This is a genomic window from Serratia sp. AXJ-M, assembly GCF_046531865.1.
GTDB classification, from domain to species: domain Bacteria; phylum Pseudomonadota; class Gammaproteobacteria; order Enterobacterales; family Enterobacteriaceae; genus Serratia; species Serratia liquefaciens.
Genome location: NZ_CP059394.1, coordinates 2,464,121 through 2,479,354, shown reverse-complemented (window position 1 = coordinate 2,479,354; position 15,234 = coordinate 2,464,121). Strand labels below are relative to the sequence as shown.

The 15,234-nt window shown below is 57.9% G+C and carries 15 protein-coding genes; 11 read left to right on the top strand and 4 right to left on the bottom strand.

Features of this window, described 5'->3' with window-relative positions:
* The first annotated feature begins 89 nt into the window (after nt 1-89).
* The 3 genes from H0S68_RS11660 (at nt 90) to H0S68_RS11650 (ending at nt 2,904) form a co-directional block, all read left to right on the top strand.
* Nucleotides 90-1,163 carry a sugar ABC transporter substrate-binding protein gene (locus H0S68_RS11660; RefSeq protein WP_020826844.1) on the top strand — a complete coding sequence of 358 codons (1,074 nt, stop codon included), beginning with the start codon at nt 90-92 and terminating at the stop codon, nt 1,161-1,163.
* 9 nt (nt 1,164-1,172) lie between these two features.
* The gene (locus tag H0S68_RS11655) at nt 1,173-2,420 is read left to right on the top strand and encodes an LVIVD repeat-containing protein (RefSeq protein ID WP_410529408.1); all 1,248 of its coding nucleotides are present in this window, start codon (nt 1,173-1,175) and stop codon (nt 2,418-2,420) included.
* Between the two features lie 82 nt (nt 2,421-2,502).
* Nucleotides 2,503-2,904: a VOC family protein gene (locus H0S68_RS11650; RefSeq protein ID WP_020826842.1), complete on the top strand. Its 402-nt coding sequence runs from the start codon at nt 2,503-2,505 to the stop codon at nt 2,902-2,904.
* Here H0S68_RS11650 and H0S68_RS11645 read toward each other — a convergent pair.
* A complete protein-coding gene (locus H0S68_RS11645; protein WP_410529407.1) occupies nt 2,883-4,319 on the bottom strand; it encodes an MFS transporter in 1,437 nt (478 codons plus the stop codon). The two genes, H0S68_RS11650 and H0S68_RS11645, sit on opposite strands and share 22 nt — an antisense overlap.
* Nucleotides 4,320-4,506: 187 nt before the next feature.
* Here H0S68_RS11645 and H0S68_RS11640 point away from each other — a divergent pair, with 187 nt between their 5' ends.
* Nucleotides 4,507-5,370, top strand: a complete 864-nt coding sequence (locus H0S68_RS11640) for an alpha/beta hydrolase (protein WP_410529406.1) — start codon at nt 4,507-4,509, stop codon at nt 5,368-5,370.
* Here the strand turns inward: H0S68_RS11640 and H0S68_RS11635 are convergent.
* Entirely contained in the window at nt 5,363-6,538 is a 1,176-nt protein-coding gene (locus H0S68_RS11635; protein WP_410529462.1) for an MFS transporter, read from the bottom strand. The two genes, H0S68_RS11640 and H0S68_RS11635, sit on opposite strands and share 8 nt — an antisense overlap.
* Before the next feature lie 2 nt (nt 6,539-6,540).
* On the bottom strand, nt 6,541-7,710 hold the full coding sequence (locus tag H0S68_RS11630) for a serine hydrolase domain-containing protein (protein WP_410529405.1): 1,170 nt from the start codon (nt 7,708-7,710) through the stop codon (nt 6,541-6,543).
* A gap of 122 nt (nt 7,711-7,832) precedes the next feature.
* Between H0S68_RS11630 and H0S68_RS11625 the strand changes: the two genes are divergently transcribed.
* The 6 genes from H0S68_RS11625 (at nt 7,833) to H0S68_RS11600 (ending at nt 14,223) form a co-directional block, all read left to right on the top strand.
* Nucleotides 7,833-8,720, top strand: a complete 888-nt coding sequence (locus H0S68_RS11625; protein WP_128864921.1) for a LysR family transcriptional regulator — start codon at nt 7,833-7,835, stop codon at nt 8,718-8,720.
* Between the two features lie 225 nt (nt 8,721-8,945).
* Nucleotides 8,946-10,265, top strand: a complete 1,320-nt coding sequence (locus H0S68_RS11620; RefSeq protein WP_116690502.1) for an MmgE/PrpD family protein — start codon at nt 8,946-8,948, stop codon at nt 10,263-10,265.
* Nucleotides 10,266-10,282: 17 nt separating this feature from the next.
* Nucleotides 10,283-11,620, top strand: a complete 1,338-nt coding sequence (locus H0S68_RS11615; protein ID WP_116690503.1) for an LLM class flavin-dependent oxidoreductase — start codon at nt 10,283-10,285, stop codon at nt 11,618-11,620.
* A gap of 16 nt (nt 11,621-11,636) precedes the next feature.
* A complete protein-coding gene (locus H0S68_RS11610) occupies nt 11,637-12,551 on the top strand; it encodes an ABC transporter substrate-binding protein (RefSeq protein WP_048758998.1) in 915 nt (304 codons plus the stop codon).
* A complete protein-coding gene (locus H0S68_RS11605; RefSeq protein ID WP_020826836.1) occupies nt 12,548-13,465 on the top strand; it encodes an amino acid ABC transporter permease in 918 nt (305 codons plus the stop codon). The genes H0S68_RS11610 and H0S68_RS11605 overlap by 4 nt, the downstream gene beginning before the upstream one ends.
* Entirely contained in the window at nt 13,462-14,223 is a 762-nt protein-coding gene (locus H0S68_RS11600; protein ID WP_020826835.1) for an amino acid ABC transporter ATP-binding protein, read from the top strand. The genes H0S68_RS11605 and H0S68_RS11600 overlap by 4 nt, the downstream gene beginning before the upstream one ends.
* A 44-nt stretch (nt 14,224-14,267) precedes the next feature.
* Here the strand turns inward: H0S68_RS11600 and H0S68_RS11595 are convergent, their stop codons facing one another.
* A complete protein-coding gene (locus H0S68_RS11595) occupies nt 14,268-14,402 on the bottom strand; it encodes an AcrZ family multidrug efflux pump-associated protein (RefSeq protein ID WP_020826834.1) in 135 nt (44 codons plus the stop codon).
* A gap of 502 nt (nt 14,403-14,904) precedes the next feature.
* Here H0S68_RS11595 and osmB point away from each other — a divergent pair.
* Entirely contained in the window at nt 14,905-15,117 is a 213-nt protein-coding gene (gene osmB, locus H0S68_RS11590; protein ID WP_020826833.1) for an osmotically-inducible lipoprotein OsmB, read from the top strand.
* Nucleotides 15,118-15,234 lie beyond the last annotated feature (117 nt).

The following is a 15,234-nucleotide window of genomic DNA, read 5'->3' as shown; positions in this document are numbered from 1 at the left end:
TCATCCTTTCAATAAAAAGCCATCCCAATGGTGACGATGAATTGTCCTCTCGCTTTTTAATGATGCTTAACCATGCAGGGTAAAACTCAATGAAATTGTTCAACACCTCACTTCTGGCGCTCAGCCTGTTCGCCGTGTTTCCGGCACTATCCGCCCCCACTGCCGCCCCAATCCCGGCAGCGATAGCGAATCATCAGGGACCGATCCGCATTGCGGTGATCCGCAATTTGGGTTCTGACGACAATACCACGCAGTTCGTATCCGGGGCGGTGCAGGAAGGCCGCAAGCTCGGCTTTCAGGTCAATACCTTCCTGACCAACGGCGACGACGCCAAATTCCAGGACTTCGTCAATCAGGCCATCAGCCAGAAGTACGACGGCATTATTCTGTCTCAGGGGCGCGATCCTTACTCAACCGCCCTGCTCAAACGCATCGCCGACAGCGGCATCGCGGTGGCCGCCTTTGATACCGCCGTGCAGGGCGAAATCCCGGGCGTGACCATTACCCAGCAGGACGACGCTTCGTTGACCGATCTTTCGTTTGGCCAACTGGTAAAAGATTTCAACGGTCAGGCGAATATCATCAAGCTATGGGTCGCGGGGTTCCCGCCCATGGAGCGACGTCAGGCGCAGTACCAGAAACTGCTTAAACAACAGCCCGGCATCAAAGAGCTGGAATCCATCGGTGCGGTGTCCTCCGACGTTCAGGGCGATACGGCCAACAAAATTGGCGCGATCCTGGCCAAATACCCGAAAGGCAAAATCGATGCCATCTGGGGTACCTGGGATGCGTTTAGCCAGGGGGCCTACAAGGCCCTGCAGGAGAATGGCCGTACCGAAATCAAACTCTACAGTATCGATATCTCCAACCAGGATCTGGCGCTGATGCGCGCTAAAGACAGCGCCTGGAAGCTCAGCGTGGCGGTGGATCCCAAGCTGATCGGCGCCGTTAACCTGCGCCTGGTGGCCAATAAAATTGGCGGCGAGAAAACCCCGGCAACCTATGAATTTAAAGCTGCGGCAATCCCGCAGGCCCTGCTGCTCAGCCATCCGGCGGCCACCAACGTCGCCTCGCTGGCGAAAGTGATCCCGAACTGGGGTAAATCAGACGATTTCATCGCCCCCTGGTTCGCCACGCTTGAAGCGCAACAGGCTAAGAAATAAGGAGCGGTGATGGCAACGCAACCCCTTGTGCAGCCCGAATACAGCCGCAATATGCGGCTGATCGGTCACAGCGATCAGGGCGGCAGGCCGGACGGCGTACAGGTGATGGTTCATCGGGGCTATGCCTATATCGGCCATATGGTTTCGCAGGGCTTTTCCATCGTCGACGTACGCGATGCGAAGGATCCGAAACCCGCCGGCTTTGTCCCTGCGCCACCCGGCACCTGGAATGTGCATTTACAGGCGCATGACGATTTGCTGCTGGTGATTAACGCCCGGGATTTATTTGCCGACGTCCGCTTTGCCGATGAAAAAGTCTATTACACCCGCGCCATCAGCCAGACGGTATCGAGCAGCGATCTCCGCGGCTGGAGCGCCGGGATGCGTATTTTCGATATTTCCACCCCGGACCGGCCACGGGAGATTGGTTTTCTGGCGCTGGAAGGGATCGGCGTACACCGCATCTGGTACGTGGGCGGCCGCTGGGCTTACGTTTCGGCGCTGATCGACGGCTACAGCGACTACATTTTTTTGACCGTCGATCTGGCCGACCCTCGTCATCCGCAAATCGCCGGGCGTTGGTGGCTACCGGGTATGCACAGCGCCGGGGGTGAAACGCCCAACTGGCCGGAGGGCAAGCGCTACGCTTTGCACCATGCGATCATCAGCGGCGATACCGCCTATGCCAGTTGGCGCGACGGGGGGCTAACCCTGTTGGATATCAAGGACCGCAGTCAACCGCAGTTAATTGCCCATCGCAACTGGAGCCCGCCGTTTGGCGGCGGCACCCACACCGCACTGCCGCTACCGGATCGGGACCTGCTGGTAGTATTGGATGAGGCGGTGCTCGACAACCAGCAGGACGGCGAAAAGTTGATCTGGCTGTTTGATATTCGCCAACAGACCAACCCGGTGAGCATCGCGACCTTCCCACAGCCGGATGAACGCGATTACGTCAGCAAAGGCGCACACTTCGGCCCCCATAATCTGCATGAGAACCGTCCGGGCAGCTTTATCAGTTCGACGCTGATTTTCGCCACTTACCAAAATGCCGGTGTTCGCGCTTACGACATCAGCAACCCTTATCAACCGAAGGAAACCGGCGCTTTGGTTCCCGCTGCGCCGCAGAGGATGATGGACACACGCCCCGATCGTCCGCAGGTTATTCAGTCGTGCGACGTATTTGTCGACGCTCAGGGGATCATTTACAGCACGGATTACAACGGCGGTTTATCGATCATTGAATATCTGGGCTGAAAATTCAGCGCCGCGTCGTTCCTTTTGGGGCTATTAGGCCTAAGCTGAAGGAACGTGTAAGCAGGGACAAATAAGGGAAACTATGTTTAGTCATATCACCGTAGGCGTCAGCGATCTGGACAAAGCCGCCGCATTTTACGATGCGATTTTGCTGCCACTGGGACTCAAGCAACGCCCGGTCACGCCCGATGGCGGCCCCGGGGCTCGTTGCTGGGTATTGCCTGACCGGACATTGCCGCGTTTTTACGCCTACCAACCTTATAACCGACAGCCGGCCAGTGCCGGTAACGGCAGTATGGTGGCGTTCACCGCCCAGAATGAACAACAGGTTCGGCAAGCTTATGCCGCCGGGCTGGCTGCGGGCGGCACATCGGAAGGTGAAGCCGGCGAGCGGACCCATTACGGCAAGGGATATTTTGGCGCTTATCTACGCGATCCGGACGGCAACAAAATTCATATCGCCTACCGGGGCGACCTGCTGTAATCATCCTCGTGCGGGCGGACGCCACCGTTTCTGGCAGCCATCACCAGCGCAAACGCCGCCAGCGCACCGGCGACCAGGTAGGTTATCTGCATGCCATTTGCAACGGCGTGCGACGAAGCCAACTTGATATCGCCGGTGTGGGTTGCCAGCATAAATAACGCCCCCATGGCCGAAGCGCCGGTGATCAACCCAAGGTTGCGCGAGAGGTTGATCATGCCCGAGATCACCCCACGCTGCTCGGGGGCGGCATGCTTCATCAAGGCCGTATTGTTGGCGACCTGAAAGAGCGCATAACCCAGCGTCATCAGGCACAGCGGTGCCACGTAGCCGAACACGCCCTGATTCAGCGACATCATCGACATGATGCCTGCCCCAACAGCCATGGTCGTCAGCCCCATCAAAGTGATCCTTTGCGCCCCGAAGCGATCCACCCACCGACCGGCCGGTACCCCGAGCAACGCGGCCACTATCGGCCCCGCCGACATCGCCAGTCCCGCTTGCCCAACCGCCAAACCCAGCCCATGCGTCAGATAATATGGCCCTACCACCAGCGTCGTCATCATGATGGTCATGACCAGCGCACTCATCGCCAACCCGACGCTCAGACCCGGTTGGCGGAACAACGCCAACTGGATCAGGGGAAGCGCCGTGCGCTTTTGCAACCGGACAAATAACCCCATCCCCAGCGCCGCGCCCAACAACAACGTCAGGTTAACGACGCCAAAGTCACCGCGCCCCAACGTCATCGACAGCGCATAGCAGGCCAGCGTTACCCCAAGCAGTAAGGTCCCTGCCCAGTCAAACCGACCGCGTTCTTTTTGCCGTTGCCGCTGTTCCTGCGGCAGGGAGCAATAAACCAGCAGAAAAGCCACTACGCCCACCGGTATGTTGACCAGAAACATCGCCCGCCAGCCGAAACCCAATATCAGTGCGCCCCCCAGCGAAGGGCCAAGCGCCGTGCCGATGGCCGACATGCTGCCCAGCAATCCCATGGCACGGCCGGTATTTTCTTTACCCACCGTCTCACCAACCAGCGCCATGGTCATTGCCATCATGACGGCCGCTCCCAAACCTTGCGCAACGCGCGCCACCAACAATAGCCAGATACCCGGCGCAATAGCACACAATCCGGACGCAAACGTGAACAGAGCAATCCCCGTCAGCAACAGGCGGCGGCGACCCATCCTGTCCCCCAAGCGGCCCATGGCAATAATCGACGTGGTAACGGCCAGCAGGTAGACGATAACTACCCATTGTACCGCCTGAAAAGAGCTGTTGAACGCCTGCGCCAGCGTCGGCAAGCCCACGTTGGCAATGCTGGCGCCCAGCGAGGAAACCAGCATCGACAAACAAAGGCTGGCAAGGATCCCACGCAAATTGACCGGCGGGCTGGCGTGTTGGGTTATTGACTTCATATTGCTGACTCCTGAAAGAACCTGTCAGTAGCCTATGCCGTCCAGAGAGCAGGCGGAAGGCGCAGCAAATGCAGTTTATTAGTGCATCAGACGCCATGTCACGGCGGACCTGTACCCGCATTAAGAAGCAAACGTCAAAACGGCTTCAGGTAGATGATGAGGGCACCCCCTCAAGGAGAGATAGATAATGAAAATCGACCTGCTGTTTGACGATCTGTCGATGCGCGCCGTGCAGTACAACGCCCGTGCCTCGGTAGAAGATTTTGACGCCTGTATGGCGCAATATGAACAACTGGCCGCGCAGGCCAAAGCGCAGACGCCGGGGATATACGATATCCACTACGGAATGGGCGTTGCCGAGCGCCTGGACTTGTTCCCTGCAGCCCGCCAGCCTTCCCCGCTGTTGGTGTTTATTCACGGCGGTTATTGGCACTCCCAGCGTAAGGAAGAAGCCTGTTCGATGGCGGCAAATTTCACCCAGCATGGCGTAGCGGTCGCTACGTTGGAATACACCTTGCAACCTGAAGCCACGCTGGCAGAAATCGTCCGCGAGGTTCGTAGCGCAATAGCCTGGCTTTACCACCACGCCGGCCAGTACGGCATCGACCCAGAACGCATCTTCGTCAGCGGCAGCTCGGCCGGCGGCCACCTGTGTGGCATGCTGATTGCCGATGACTGGCAGCACCGGTATCAGGTGCCCGTCAACGTGATCAAAGGGGCGCTGGCGCTGAGCGGCCTGTACGACATACGACCGCTGTGCGATATCTACATCAATGACTGGATGCGCCTGTCGCCTGAGCAGGCGGCAACCCTCAGCCCGCTGTTTATGCTGCCGGAAAAGGCACATGCGCCGCAGATCCTGCTCGACGTCGGCGCCAAAGAAACCCAGGGGTTCAGAAACCAGACGCTGGCTTACTTCGCCGCCTGCCGAGAAAAAGGGCTGAATGTGGCGCTGCTGGAAGATCGGCACAACAACCATTTCACGCTGGTTAACGAGTTGGCCAACCCCGACAGCATCCTGTTCCAACGCGTTATGGCAATGATTAAGTGACGCCGTGAGTCACTGCGGCGCCGATTCGAGGGTAGAGCCTGATTTTAAACGCGATCGTCACCGTCGCCAGCGCCGCGAACACCCCACCGGAGAGCATGATGCCCTGCAGCCCCACGGCATCAATAAAGCCGCCGCTGACCACCGAACCCAACGCCACCCCCAGATTGATAAAGGCAATATACAGCCCGGTGGCGAATTCCGGTGCCTGCGTCGCTTCGGCCGTCAGCCACATTTGTGTCACTATCAAACCGCTGGTATGCGCCGCCCCCCAAAACAGGCAAAGAACGATCATCGTGCCCAGATGGGTGCTGCCGTACAGATACAGCAACCCATAAGCCAGCGCCAGCACCACTGGGTGCAATAAGGTGGCCGCGAACCGGTGACGGTTTAGTAATTTCCCCGCCAGCAGATTGCCGGACACGCCGCCCAAGCCAAAAATCACCAGTAGCAAGCCAACCCTTGGTCCACTGATGCCGATTTCACCACTCAGGTATTCGGTGGCATAGGCATAAACGGAAAACATCGCAGCGAAGATCAGCACACAGGCAAGAATATTCAGCCACAGCGCACCGCTGCGCAATATTGCCAACTGCTTGCCATATCCCATTCGCTGGGGTGCACTATCAGGCAGGCAGAAAAATAAGCCGATACCCGCCAGCAGGTTAACCAGGGCACAAAACAGGAAAGAGGCCTCATAGCTGAACTGCCCGGCGATCCAATGCGTCAAGGGGATCCCCAGCACCATGCCCATACTGGTGCCGACAAAAGCATAAGCCGTTGCCCGCGTCACCTGCTGTTGGGGATACAACGAAGCCGCCGCCACCATCGCCAACGCGAAATATATCGGGTGGAACAGCGCCGGTAAAATGCGCAACACCAGCAGGGAGCCGAAACTGGCCGCATAAGCCGAGAGCACACTGGTCACGACAAATACGGCCAGTGAAATCAGCAGCATGCGCTTACGGTTAAACCGTGAGGCCAACAGCACCAACAGTGGCCCCAGCAAAGCAATCGTTATCGCGAAAACCCCCACCAGCCACCCTGCCTGCGAGGCTGAAATTGCGTAACGTTCCATGATCAGCGGTAATATGCCCACCACGCCAAATTCGATGCAGTACACACCGAACAGCCCCAGGGCAATGAAAAAAATCGGCGACAGGATTTTCATCATCATTGGTCTCCTGCGAGAAGCGGTAATCCGTCATATACCGCCTGGCAGAGATCCCCGACAAATGCTCCCGCCATCCCTTCCAGCGCGGTATTGGTAAAAGCCACGACGCTGAGCTGCCGGGCCGGATCGACAAACCAGGAATGGCCGTACGTCCCGCCCATACGCCAGGTACCTACCGATTCCGGCGTCTGGGCCGCCCGCGGATCTTTCAATACGGTGATCCCCAGCCCAAAACCGCGCCCCGGCCAGAATGGCATCGGCAAATCGCCGATCTGGTTGCTGGCCATGGCCGTTACCCACTCTTCGGGCAGCAATGGTGCGCCGCCCCGACGCAGGGTTTCCAGCAAACGCAGAAAATCTTCCGCCGAACCTACCATGCCGGCCCCGCCTGACGCATAGGCGCTGGCATCCAGCGCCCTGGCAGGTGAAAGCTTAAAACCGTCGGTGCCGTCAATAAACTCGATGCGATCCGGTTGTTGCAGAGGCCGGGGCTCGGGGTAATGGTTAGCGTAAGCCACTGTCAGCCGCTGCGCATCGTGGGTACTGAACCCGGTATCTCGCATCGCCATCGGTCCGGTCACCAGATGTGCCACCGCTTGTGCCAACGGCAAACCACTGGCTTGTTCAATCACCGCACCCAGCACATCGGTGGCAATCGAGTAGCGCCATTCGGTTCCTGGTGCTGCCTGCAGAGGAGCCGAGGCAATACGACGCACATTTTCCGCCAGGCTAAGCGGATCGTCATCCATACCGTCGGAAACTCCCGCCTGCGCATAGGATCCATGCTCTGGTTGGAAAAAACGGTAACTCAGCCCAGCGGTATGGGTCATCAGATGACGTACGGTCACTATGGGTTGCTGGCCGTCCGGCGTACGCGGCCGGAACGACGGCAGCCAGCGCACCACCGGGTCTTCAAGCCGTAAACGCCCTTGAGCCATCAGCACCAGCGCCGCCGTGGACAGGATCGGTTTGGAGACCGAAGCCAAGCGAAACAGCGCATCGATGCGCATCGGCTTGCCCGCCTCTCGATCCGCCATACCGGCCGCACGACGATAGACCTGCTCGCCGCCCAACGCCACCAACACCACTGCACCTACCAGCCGTTTTTGTTCCAGCGCCAGATCGATAGCCTTATCAATAGCCTTGGCATCAAGTTTGTATTTATTCATTAGCCATACCTCAGGTTGACAGCGAATTCTGTCAACCCCGAGGATAGGTTGTGGCGAAAAGAAGAAAAACAGGCTAGATTTCCTTTCATAACGGACATTAACGTCCGCAATAGGGGGCGCGAATGGATAATCTGGCCGGGGTCTCCGCCTTCGTTCAGGCGGCAGAAGCGCTCAGTTTTGTCGAGGCCGGACGCCTGTTGGGCGTATCCGCTTCGGCAATCGGTAAAAGCGTTGCCCGTTTGGAGGCCCGTCTGGGCGTGCGATTGTTCCATCGCAGTACCCGCAGCATGACTTTGACGGCCGAAGGTCGGCTTTTCTTGCAGCGTTGCCAGCGGATACTCGGAGAAATGGCAGCGGCGGAACAGGAACTCAGCGACACTCGCAGCGCCCCGCGTGGCAAACTTCGCGTCAGCTTGCCCCTGGTCGGCGGACTGCTCAACCCGGTGCTGGCGACGTTTATTCGTCGATATCCCGAAATTGAACTTGAACTGGACTTTTCCGACCGTCGTGTAGAGGTAATCGAGGAAGGATTCGACGCGGTGATCCGCGTTGGGGAAACGGAAGATTCAAGATTAATGAGCCGCCAACTGGGCAGTTTTCATCTGCAACTGGTCGCTTCGCCCGCCTATTTGCGTCAGGCCGGCACACCACAATGCCCGGACGATCTGCGTCAACACGCCTGCTTGCTGTACAAATTCCCCACCACCGGCAAAGTCGAAGCCTGGCCGGTAATGGACTGGGATAAAATGCTCGGCGACGGTCTGCATGCAAGCGCAGTGTGCAACAGCGTCGATACGCTGATCTATTTGGCAGAACAGGGCCAGGGCATTGCCTGCCTGCCCGACTTTGCGGTAAAGCAGTCGCTGGCTGAGCAACGCCTTCAGCAACTGCTCGGTGCGCATTGCCGGCACACTGGCAGCTTTAAAATTCTCTGGCCCTCCAGCAAACACCTGACGCCCCGACTGCGGGTGTTTATCGATCTGCTGAGTGAACAACTGTTCCCGCTTTAGCGCCCTTTTTTCTTAAGCCAAATGGCGACTTTGCTTTGCCTTAAAATGACTAAGCCCGATGCCATGCGGTATTGGGCCAGCTTTATTGCCGGAATCGGCATCCACCATATTCCATTTTGAAATATGAAATTTCCGTTCGTTCTTTCGGGGCTAATGAAATCGCCACACAATGAAATCTGAATCGCAGGCCGGCGCATAACCGCATAAAAAATCAGGTTTTATATCTTGTCATCGCTCATAACCGCTCAATTTGCCCATTTGGTGCTGGATAGCCGGCCCGAAGCATCAGCCCTGTCGGCCGCCCGCCTGGGGCTGATAGATTATTTTGCCTGCGCGTTGCCGATCGCCCAGGGCGTACTCACCGACAGCGGCCTGGCAGCGGTAAAAAAAGTGTTCCCGCCTGCCAGTGCCGAGAACCGTGCGCTCTATTTCGGCTATATCAGCCATTCGCTGGATTTTGACGATTATCACCCCGCGCTGCGCGGGCACCCCAGCACGGTGGTGCTCTCTGCGCTGCTGGCATTGACCGACGATAACCCCGACGTTGACGCGCTACTGGCCGCCTATGTCATTGGCGTAGAGGCAGCCGGGCGACTGGGGCTGGCTGCCGGTACTCAGCACTATCAGTTGGGATTTCACAGCACTGCCACCCTTGGCGCCGTTGCCGCCACTGCGGCGGCAGCACGCTATTTACACCTCACGCTGCACCAAACGCAGATCGCCCTTGGGCTGGCGGCCACCCAGGCTGCTGGGCTGCGCAGTCAGTTCGGGTCAGCCGCCAAGCCGTTGCACGCAGGGATCGCCGCTCGGGCGGCAGTCAATGCCGTGCTGCTGGCGCAGCTGGGTTTTGCCGGGCAGCCGGAAGGCGTGATAGACAGCCTGTTGAGCTCGCATGGCGACGGACGGCAGCGGCCCGAATTGTTGACGGCCGACTGGGGGGCGCCGTGGCGTATCCTGCAACCGGGGCTGGAATTTAAACGCTATCCCACCTGCGGCGGTACCCACAGCGCTGCGGAGGCCGCATTTATCCTGCGCGAACGCCTGCTCGAACAAGGCATTGCCGTCGAGGATATTTCCGCTGCCATCGCCAAGATCCAGGTCAGTTTTCCACCCGGTGCCGATACCGCTCCCTATATTCGCCGCCCGTCAAACGGCGTTGAGGCGCGTTTTAGCCTGGAATACGTCATCGCCGATGCGTTGTACAGCGGCAGCGTGCCGCTAATGCACTACGGTGAGGCCCCCGTTGACCCAAATATTTCAGCCCTGGCGGCACGGGTTGAACGCCATGCCGACCTGACGGCACCGCCAGACGAGCTGGATGCGGAGTTACGCTTCCACCGCGTCACGCTAACGCTGCACGACGGCCGTCAATTAAGTGACATCGTCACAAGAAAGCAAACCGCCGCCCGACAGACCGACGTCGGTGCGAAACTGCGCAGCATCCTGCTATTGCTGCCGCATTTGAACGGTGACCGCGTGATCGAGGACTGCGCGCTAACGCAGCCCGCCGCGCTGAGCCGTTTAATCGAATTATTAAACCAATAATAAATATAGGAATAATTATGAGTACTTCACCTTCAACACCATCGCGTCAATTACGTCTCGGCCTGTTTGTTCAGGCTCTGGGCCATCACGTCGGCGGCTGGCGTGCCGAAGGGGCCAGCGGCTCGCCTACGGACATTGACTGGTTCACCTGGATCGCCCAAAAGGCCGAAGAAGGCACCTTTGATATGTTCTTCGTCGGCGATGCGCTGGCGACCAGCGTGCACCGTCTGCCTTCCACCCTGTCCCGCCTGGAGCCTCTGACGCTGCTGGCGGCGCTGGCGGTCAGAACTCGACACATCGGCCTGGCGGCCACCGCCTCCACCACTTTCGACCAGCCTTTCCACCTGGCGCGCGCCATGGCCTCTATCGATCACATCAGCCACGGCCGCGCCGCCTGGAACGTGGTGACGTCATTCTCCAGTGACGCGGCACGTAACTTCAGCCGTGACGATCTGCCTTCGCACGCCGAGCGTTATGAAGTGGCACGAGAGTTTCTCGAAGCCAGCTACAAGCTGTGGGACGGCTGGGAGGAAGGGGCTATCGTACGTGACAAGCAAAGTGGCGTGTATGCCATTGACGAGAAAATCCACGCGGCCAACCACCAAGGCAAGCACTTCTCGGTGCAAGGCCCGCTGAACATTGCCCGTTCGCCACAGGGGCGCCCGGTGATCATCGAAGCCGGTTCTTCGCCGGCCGGACAACAGCTGGCCGCAGAAACCGCCGAGGTGGTGTTTACCGCCGCCGCCACGCTGGAAGAAGGCCAGGCCTTCTATCGCAGCCAGAAGAAATTTGTCGCCGATGCCGGCCGCAACCCGGATCACCTGCTGATCCTGCCGGGCGTGATGCCGATCGTGGGACGCACCAAAGCCGAGGCGCAGGAAACCTGGTATCAGCTCAATCAACTGGTGGATATCGATAACGGCATCGAACAGCTTTCCGCCCGCTTCGGCTTCGATCTTAGCGGCTTCCCGCTCGATGGCCCGGTACCGGACGTCGGCGCGACCGAAGGCGGCCAAAGCCGGGTGAAGCTGCTGACCGATCTTGCGGCACGCGAAAACCTGACGCTGCGTGAACTGGCGGCGGTTGCTGCCGGTTCGCGCGGGCATCGCGTGGTGGTGGGAACTGCCGAAGAGATCGCCGATGACTTCCAGCTGTGGCTGGAACAGCAAGGTGCCGACGGCTTTAACATCATGCCTGCGGTATTGCCGAATCAGTTGGAACTGTTCGTCGAACTGGTGATCCCGGAGCTACGCCGTCGCGGCCTGTTCCGCGAGGAATATCAGTATTCAACCCTGCGTGAAAACCTGGGCCTGCCGCAACCGGCAATCAACTTCGCTAACGTAAAATCGGCTTAATTCGCAGGGGAACATGATGAAAACCAACCTCAAACGCACCGTACTCTCCCTGCTGCTGGCTGGCGCTACCTTGGCTCCGCTGGCCGTCGGTTATGCCGCTGAAGGCGATGTGCCCTTCCGCGCCGCGGTAAAAGCCAGCGCCGATCCCGCACTGCACGACAGCCTGCCGGAAGCAATAAAAAAAGCCGGTTACATCGTGGCGGGCACCAACCCCAATACGCCCCCGACCACCTTCTATGAAGCGGACAACAAAACGCTGGCCGGGCGTGAAATCGACGTGATGAGCGCCATCGCCGATCGCCTCGGCGTGGCAATCCACTGGAAGGATACCGGCGGCTTCGACAATATCATCCCCGGCCTGAAATCCGGCCGTTATGACGTTGCCCTGGCCAATATCGACGCCAACAAGAAGCGCTTCCAACAGGTCGATTTTGTCGGCTATTACAACGCATCCAAGCTGGCGCTGATCGCCCGTAAAGATGCCGCCCTCGGCCCTTACACCGAGCTGGCGCAGCTTTGTGGACAAACCGTCGGCGCCGGGGCGGGCACTTCACAAATTACCCGCTTGCAGCAGGCCAGCGACAGCTGCGTCAGCGGCGGAAAACCGGCGATCACCATTCCGATTTTCCCCGACCGTCCGGCCGGTGTTCAGGCCGTAATCAGCGGACGCGTGCCGATGTTCTTTGGTCCGTATGAAGGCCTGCGTTATCAGGCTACCCACGTTAAACCGCTGGCGCTGGCAGGCGACATCAACATTGAAGGCACCACGGTCGCCATCGCCTTGCCGAAAGGTTCCGACCTGGTGAAACCGGTGCAGGCGGCGCTTAACTCGCTGATTGCCGACGGCAGCTACCAGAAAATCCTCGACGGTTGGGATATCGGCTTCGGCGCGGTGAAAACCGCCGGCATCAATGAAGAGATTGCAAAATGAATGGGCCACAAGCGACCGGTGATGCCGAACTGCGCATCGTCGGTCATCGGCATTATGGGCGCTGGTTCAGCGCCCTGTTGGTGCTGCTGATCGTCGGCATTATCGCCAATTCGATGCTGCATAACCCGCGCTTCGAATGGGCGGTGGTGGCAGAAAACTTTACCGAAGCGTCGATTATCAATGGCGTGATCATGACGCTGAAGCTCACCGTGATTTCGGTGATCTTCGGCTTCGCCGGGGGCGTGCTGCTGGCGTTGATGCGTCTGTCGGCCAACCCGGTGCTGGTGGCGGTGAGCTGGTTTTATACCTGGTTCTTCCGCGCGGTGCCGATGCTGGTGCAGCTTTTCCTGTGGTACAACATCGCCGCGCTTTACCCGCGCATCAGTCTGTGGATCCCCTTCCTGGGTGAAGTGGCCAGCGCCCCGACCAACACCATCATCAGTACCTTCAGCGCGGCGGTGATCGCCCTGGTGATGCATCAGTCGGCTTATGCGGCGGAGATTGTACGCGCCGGTATCCAAAGCGTCGGCAGTGGCCAGTTGGAGGCCGCCAAGGCCTTGGGGTATCGCCGTGGACAAATCCTGTGGCGCGTAGTTTTGCCGCAGGCCATGCGCACCATTTTGCCCCCTGCCGGCAATGAGGTGATCGGGCAGCTTAAAACCACCGCGGTGGTGTCGGTGATCGCCCTGCAGGACGTGCTCTATTCGGCGCAGATCATCTATCAGCGCACCTACGAGGTGATCCCGCTGCTGTTGGTCGCCACGTTGTGGTATCTGGTGATGACCTCGATTTTGTCGATCGGCCAGTACTATGTTGAGCGCTATTTTGGTCGAGGTAGCCAGGCGGTGCGCAGCAACTGGCTGTTCCGTCCCCGCAAAGCCGCATCCAGTCCGTCACAGGAGGCACAATCATGAGCGCCGCCATTCAGATCAACCAGGTGCGCAAGTCATTTTCCGGCACCGAAGTGTTGAAAAATATCAGCCTGCAGATCCCGGCAGGCTCGGTAACGGTGATCCTCGGCCCTTCCGGTTCGGGGAAGTCGACCTTGTTGCGCTGCATCAATCACCTGGAAAAACTCGACGGTGGAACCATTCGGGTGGGCGAGCAACTCATCGGTTACCGTCAAAAAGGCAACCAGCTGTATGAACTGAAGGAACGCGAAGTGGCCGAACAGCGTAAAAGCATCGGTATGGTGTTCCAACAGTTCAATTTATTCCCGCACCGCACAGTGCTGGAGAACGTCACTGAAGCCCCGCTGCTGGTCAAAAAGGAAAAGAAAAGTCTGGTGGTGGAACGGGCAAAAGCGCTGCTGGCCCGCGTCGGGCTGGAACATCGCATTCACGCCTGGCCACGCGAGCTTTCTGGTGGACAGCAACAGCGAGTGGCGATCGCCCGCGCCCTGGCGATGACGCCAGAGGTGCTACTGTTCGATGAGCCCACTTCTGCGCTCGATCCCGAATTGGTTGGCGAAGTGCTGCAGGTGATGAAAGGCCTGGCGCACTCTGGCATGACCATGGTGGTGGTGACGCATGAAATCGGTTTTGCCCGCGAAGTGGCGGACCAAATCATCTTTATGGATCAAGGAAAAGTGGTAGAAACGGGGACGGCAAAACAGGTGCTGGATGAACCGGTACATCAAAGAACGCGTGATTTCCTGGCAACGGTACTTTAAACCTGCATCGGGGGGCATTGCGCCCCTCGAACATTATTTCAGCGTCAGCTCTTTTTCCCGCCCACGGCAGAAAACAGATTAAACAGCTCACCCAAGCCATAAATCGAGCCAAGCAACAAGGCAATCATTACCGGCACCATGATCACCACGGTGGCCAAACTCTCTAGTATTTCTAACATCGTTGTCTCCTGGTTTTTAAGCAGCAAAAAGCCTGCCCAGAAAGGAAAATTTCCCTGGAATTTCTTAAGGTTATTTTTGCTTGATTTCAATCTGTGATGCAGATCACAACTCAATATCGCTAATGTAACTTACACAGTTGCATTACCGCAATGCAAAAAAATGCTCTCTGTCAGGGACAACCCGCACCAGAAGCAGTGGCGCCAACACCCAGCGGTATCCGTACGCCAATGCAGGCCGGAACGCGTCATAGCCCATAACCCTCGGCCTTAGGATTTTTAACGCGTTTTAAGGATTATCCAACCTGCCCCAAGAGATAACAGGCTGGCGATTTAATCATCACCCAAAAGTAAAATGGCGATTAAATAAAATCCGATGGCACAAAATTAAGAATATTTACCTGTTCTATTTTCTTTCGGCAGAATACATTCATCTCAACTTCTACCGGCCGATTAATCAGTGCTTTCTTTGTCTGTTAATTAGGCAATTTATCAGGAAACTCTTATGAACCTTAAACGTGCCGCAGGCGTGATGGTTATCATCATGGCAACACTTTCTGTCACCGCATGTGGGAATATGTCTCACCGTGATCGCAACACCGCTATCGGTGCCGGCGTTGGCGCCCTGGGTGGCGCAGTATTGACCGACGGCAGTACGCTGGGTACCTTGGGCGGCGCAGCGCTGGGCGGTATCATCGGCCACCAAACCAGCCGTTAATATTTTTAGGCCGGGTTGTTTTCAATTGAAAATACCCGGCCGAATTTATTTTATTCGCCACGCATTGGTGCGTCAGATTCTTTTTATTTTATAGAATTAATCAGATTGTCTTATCTA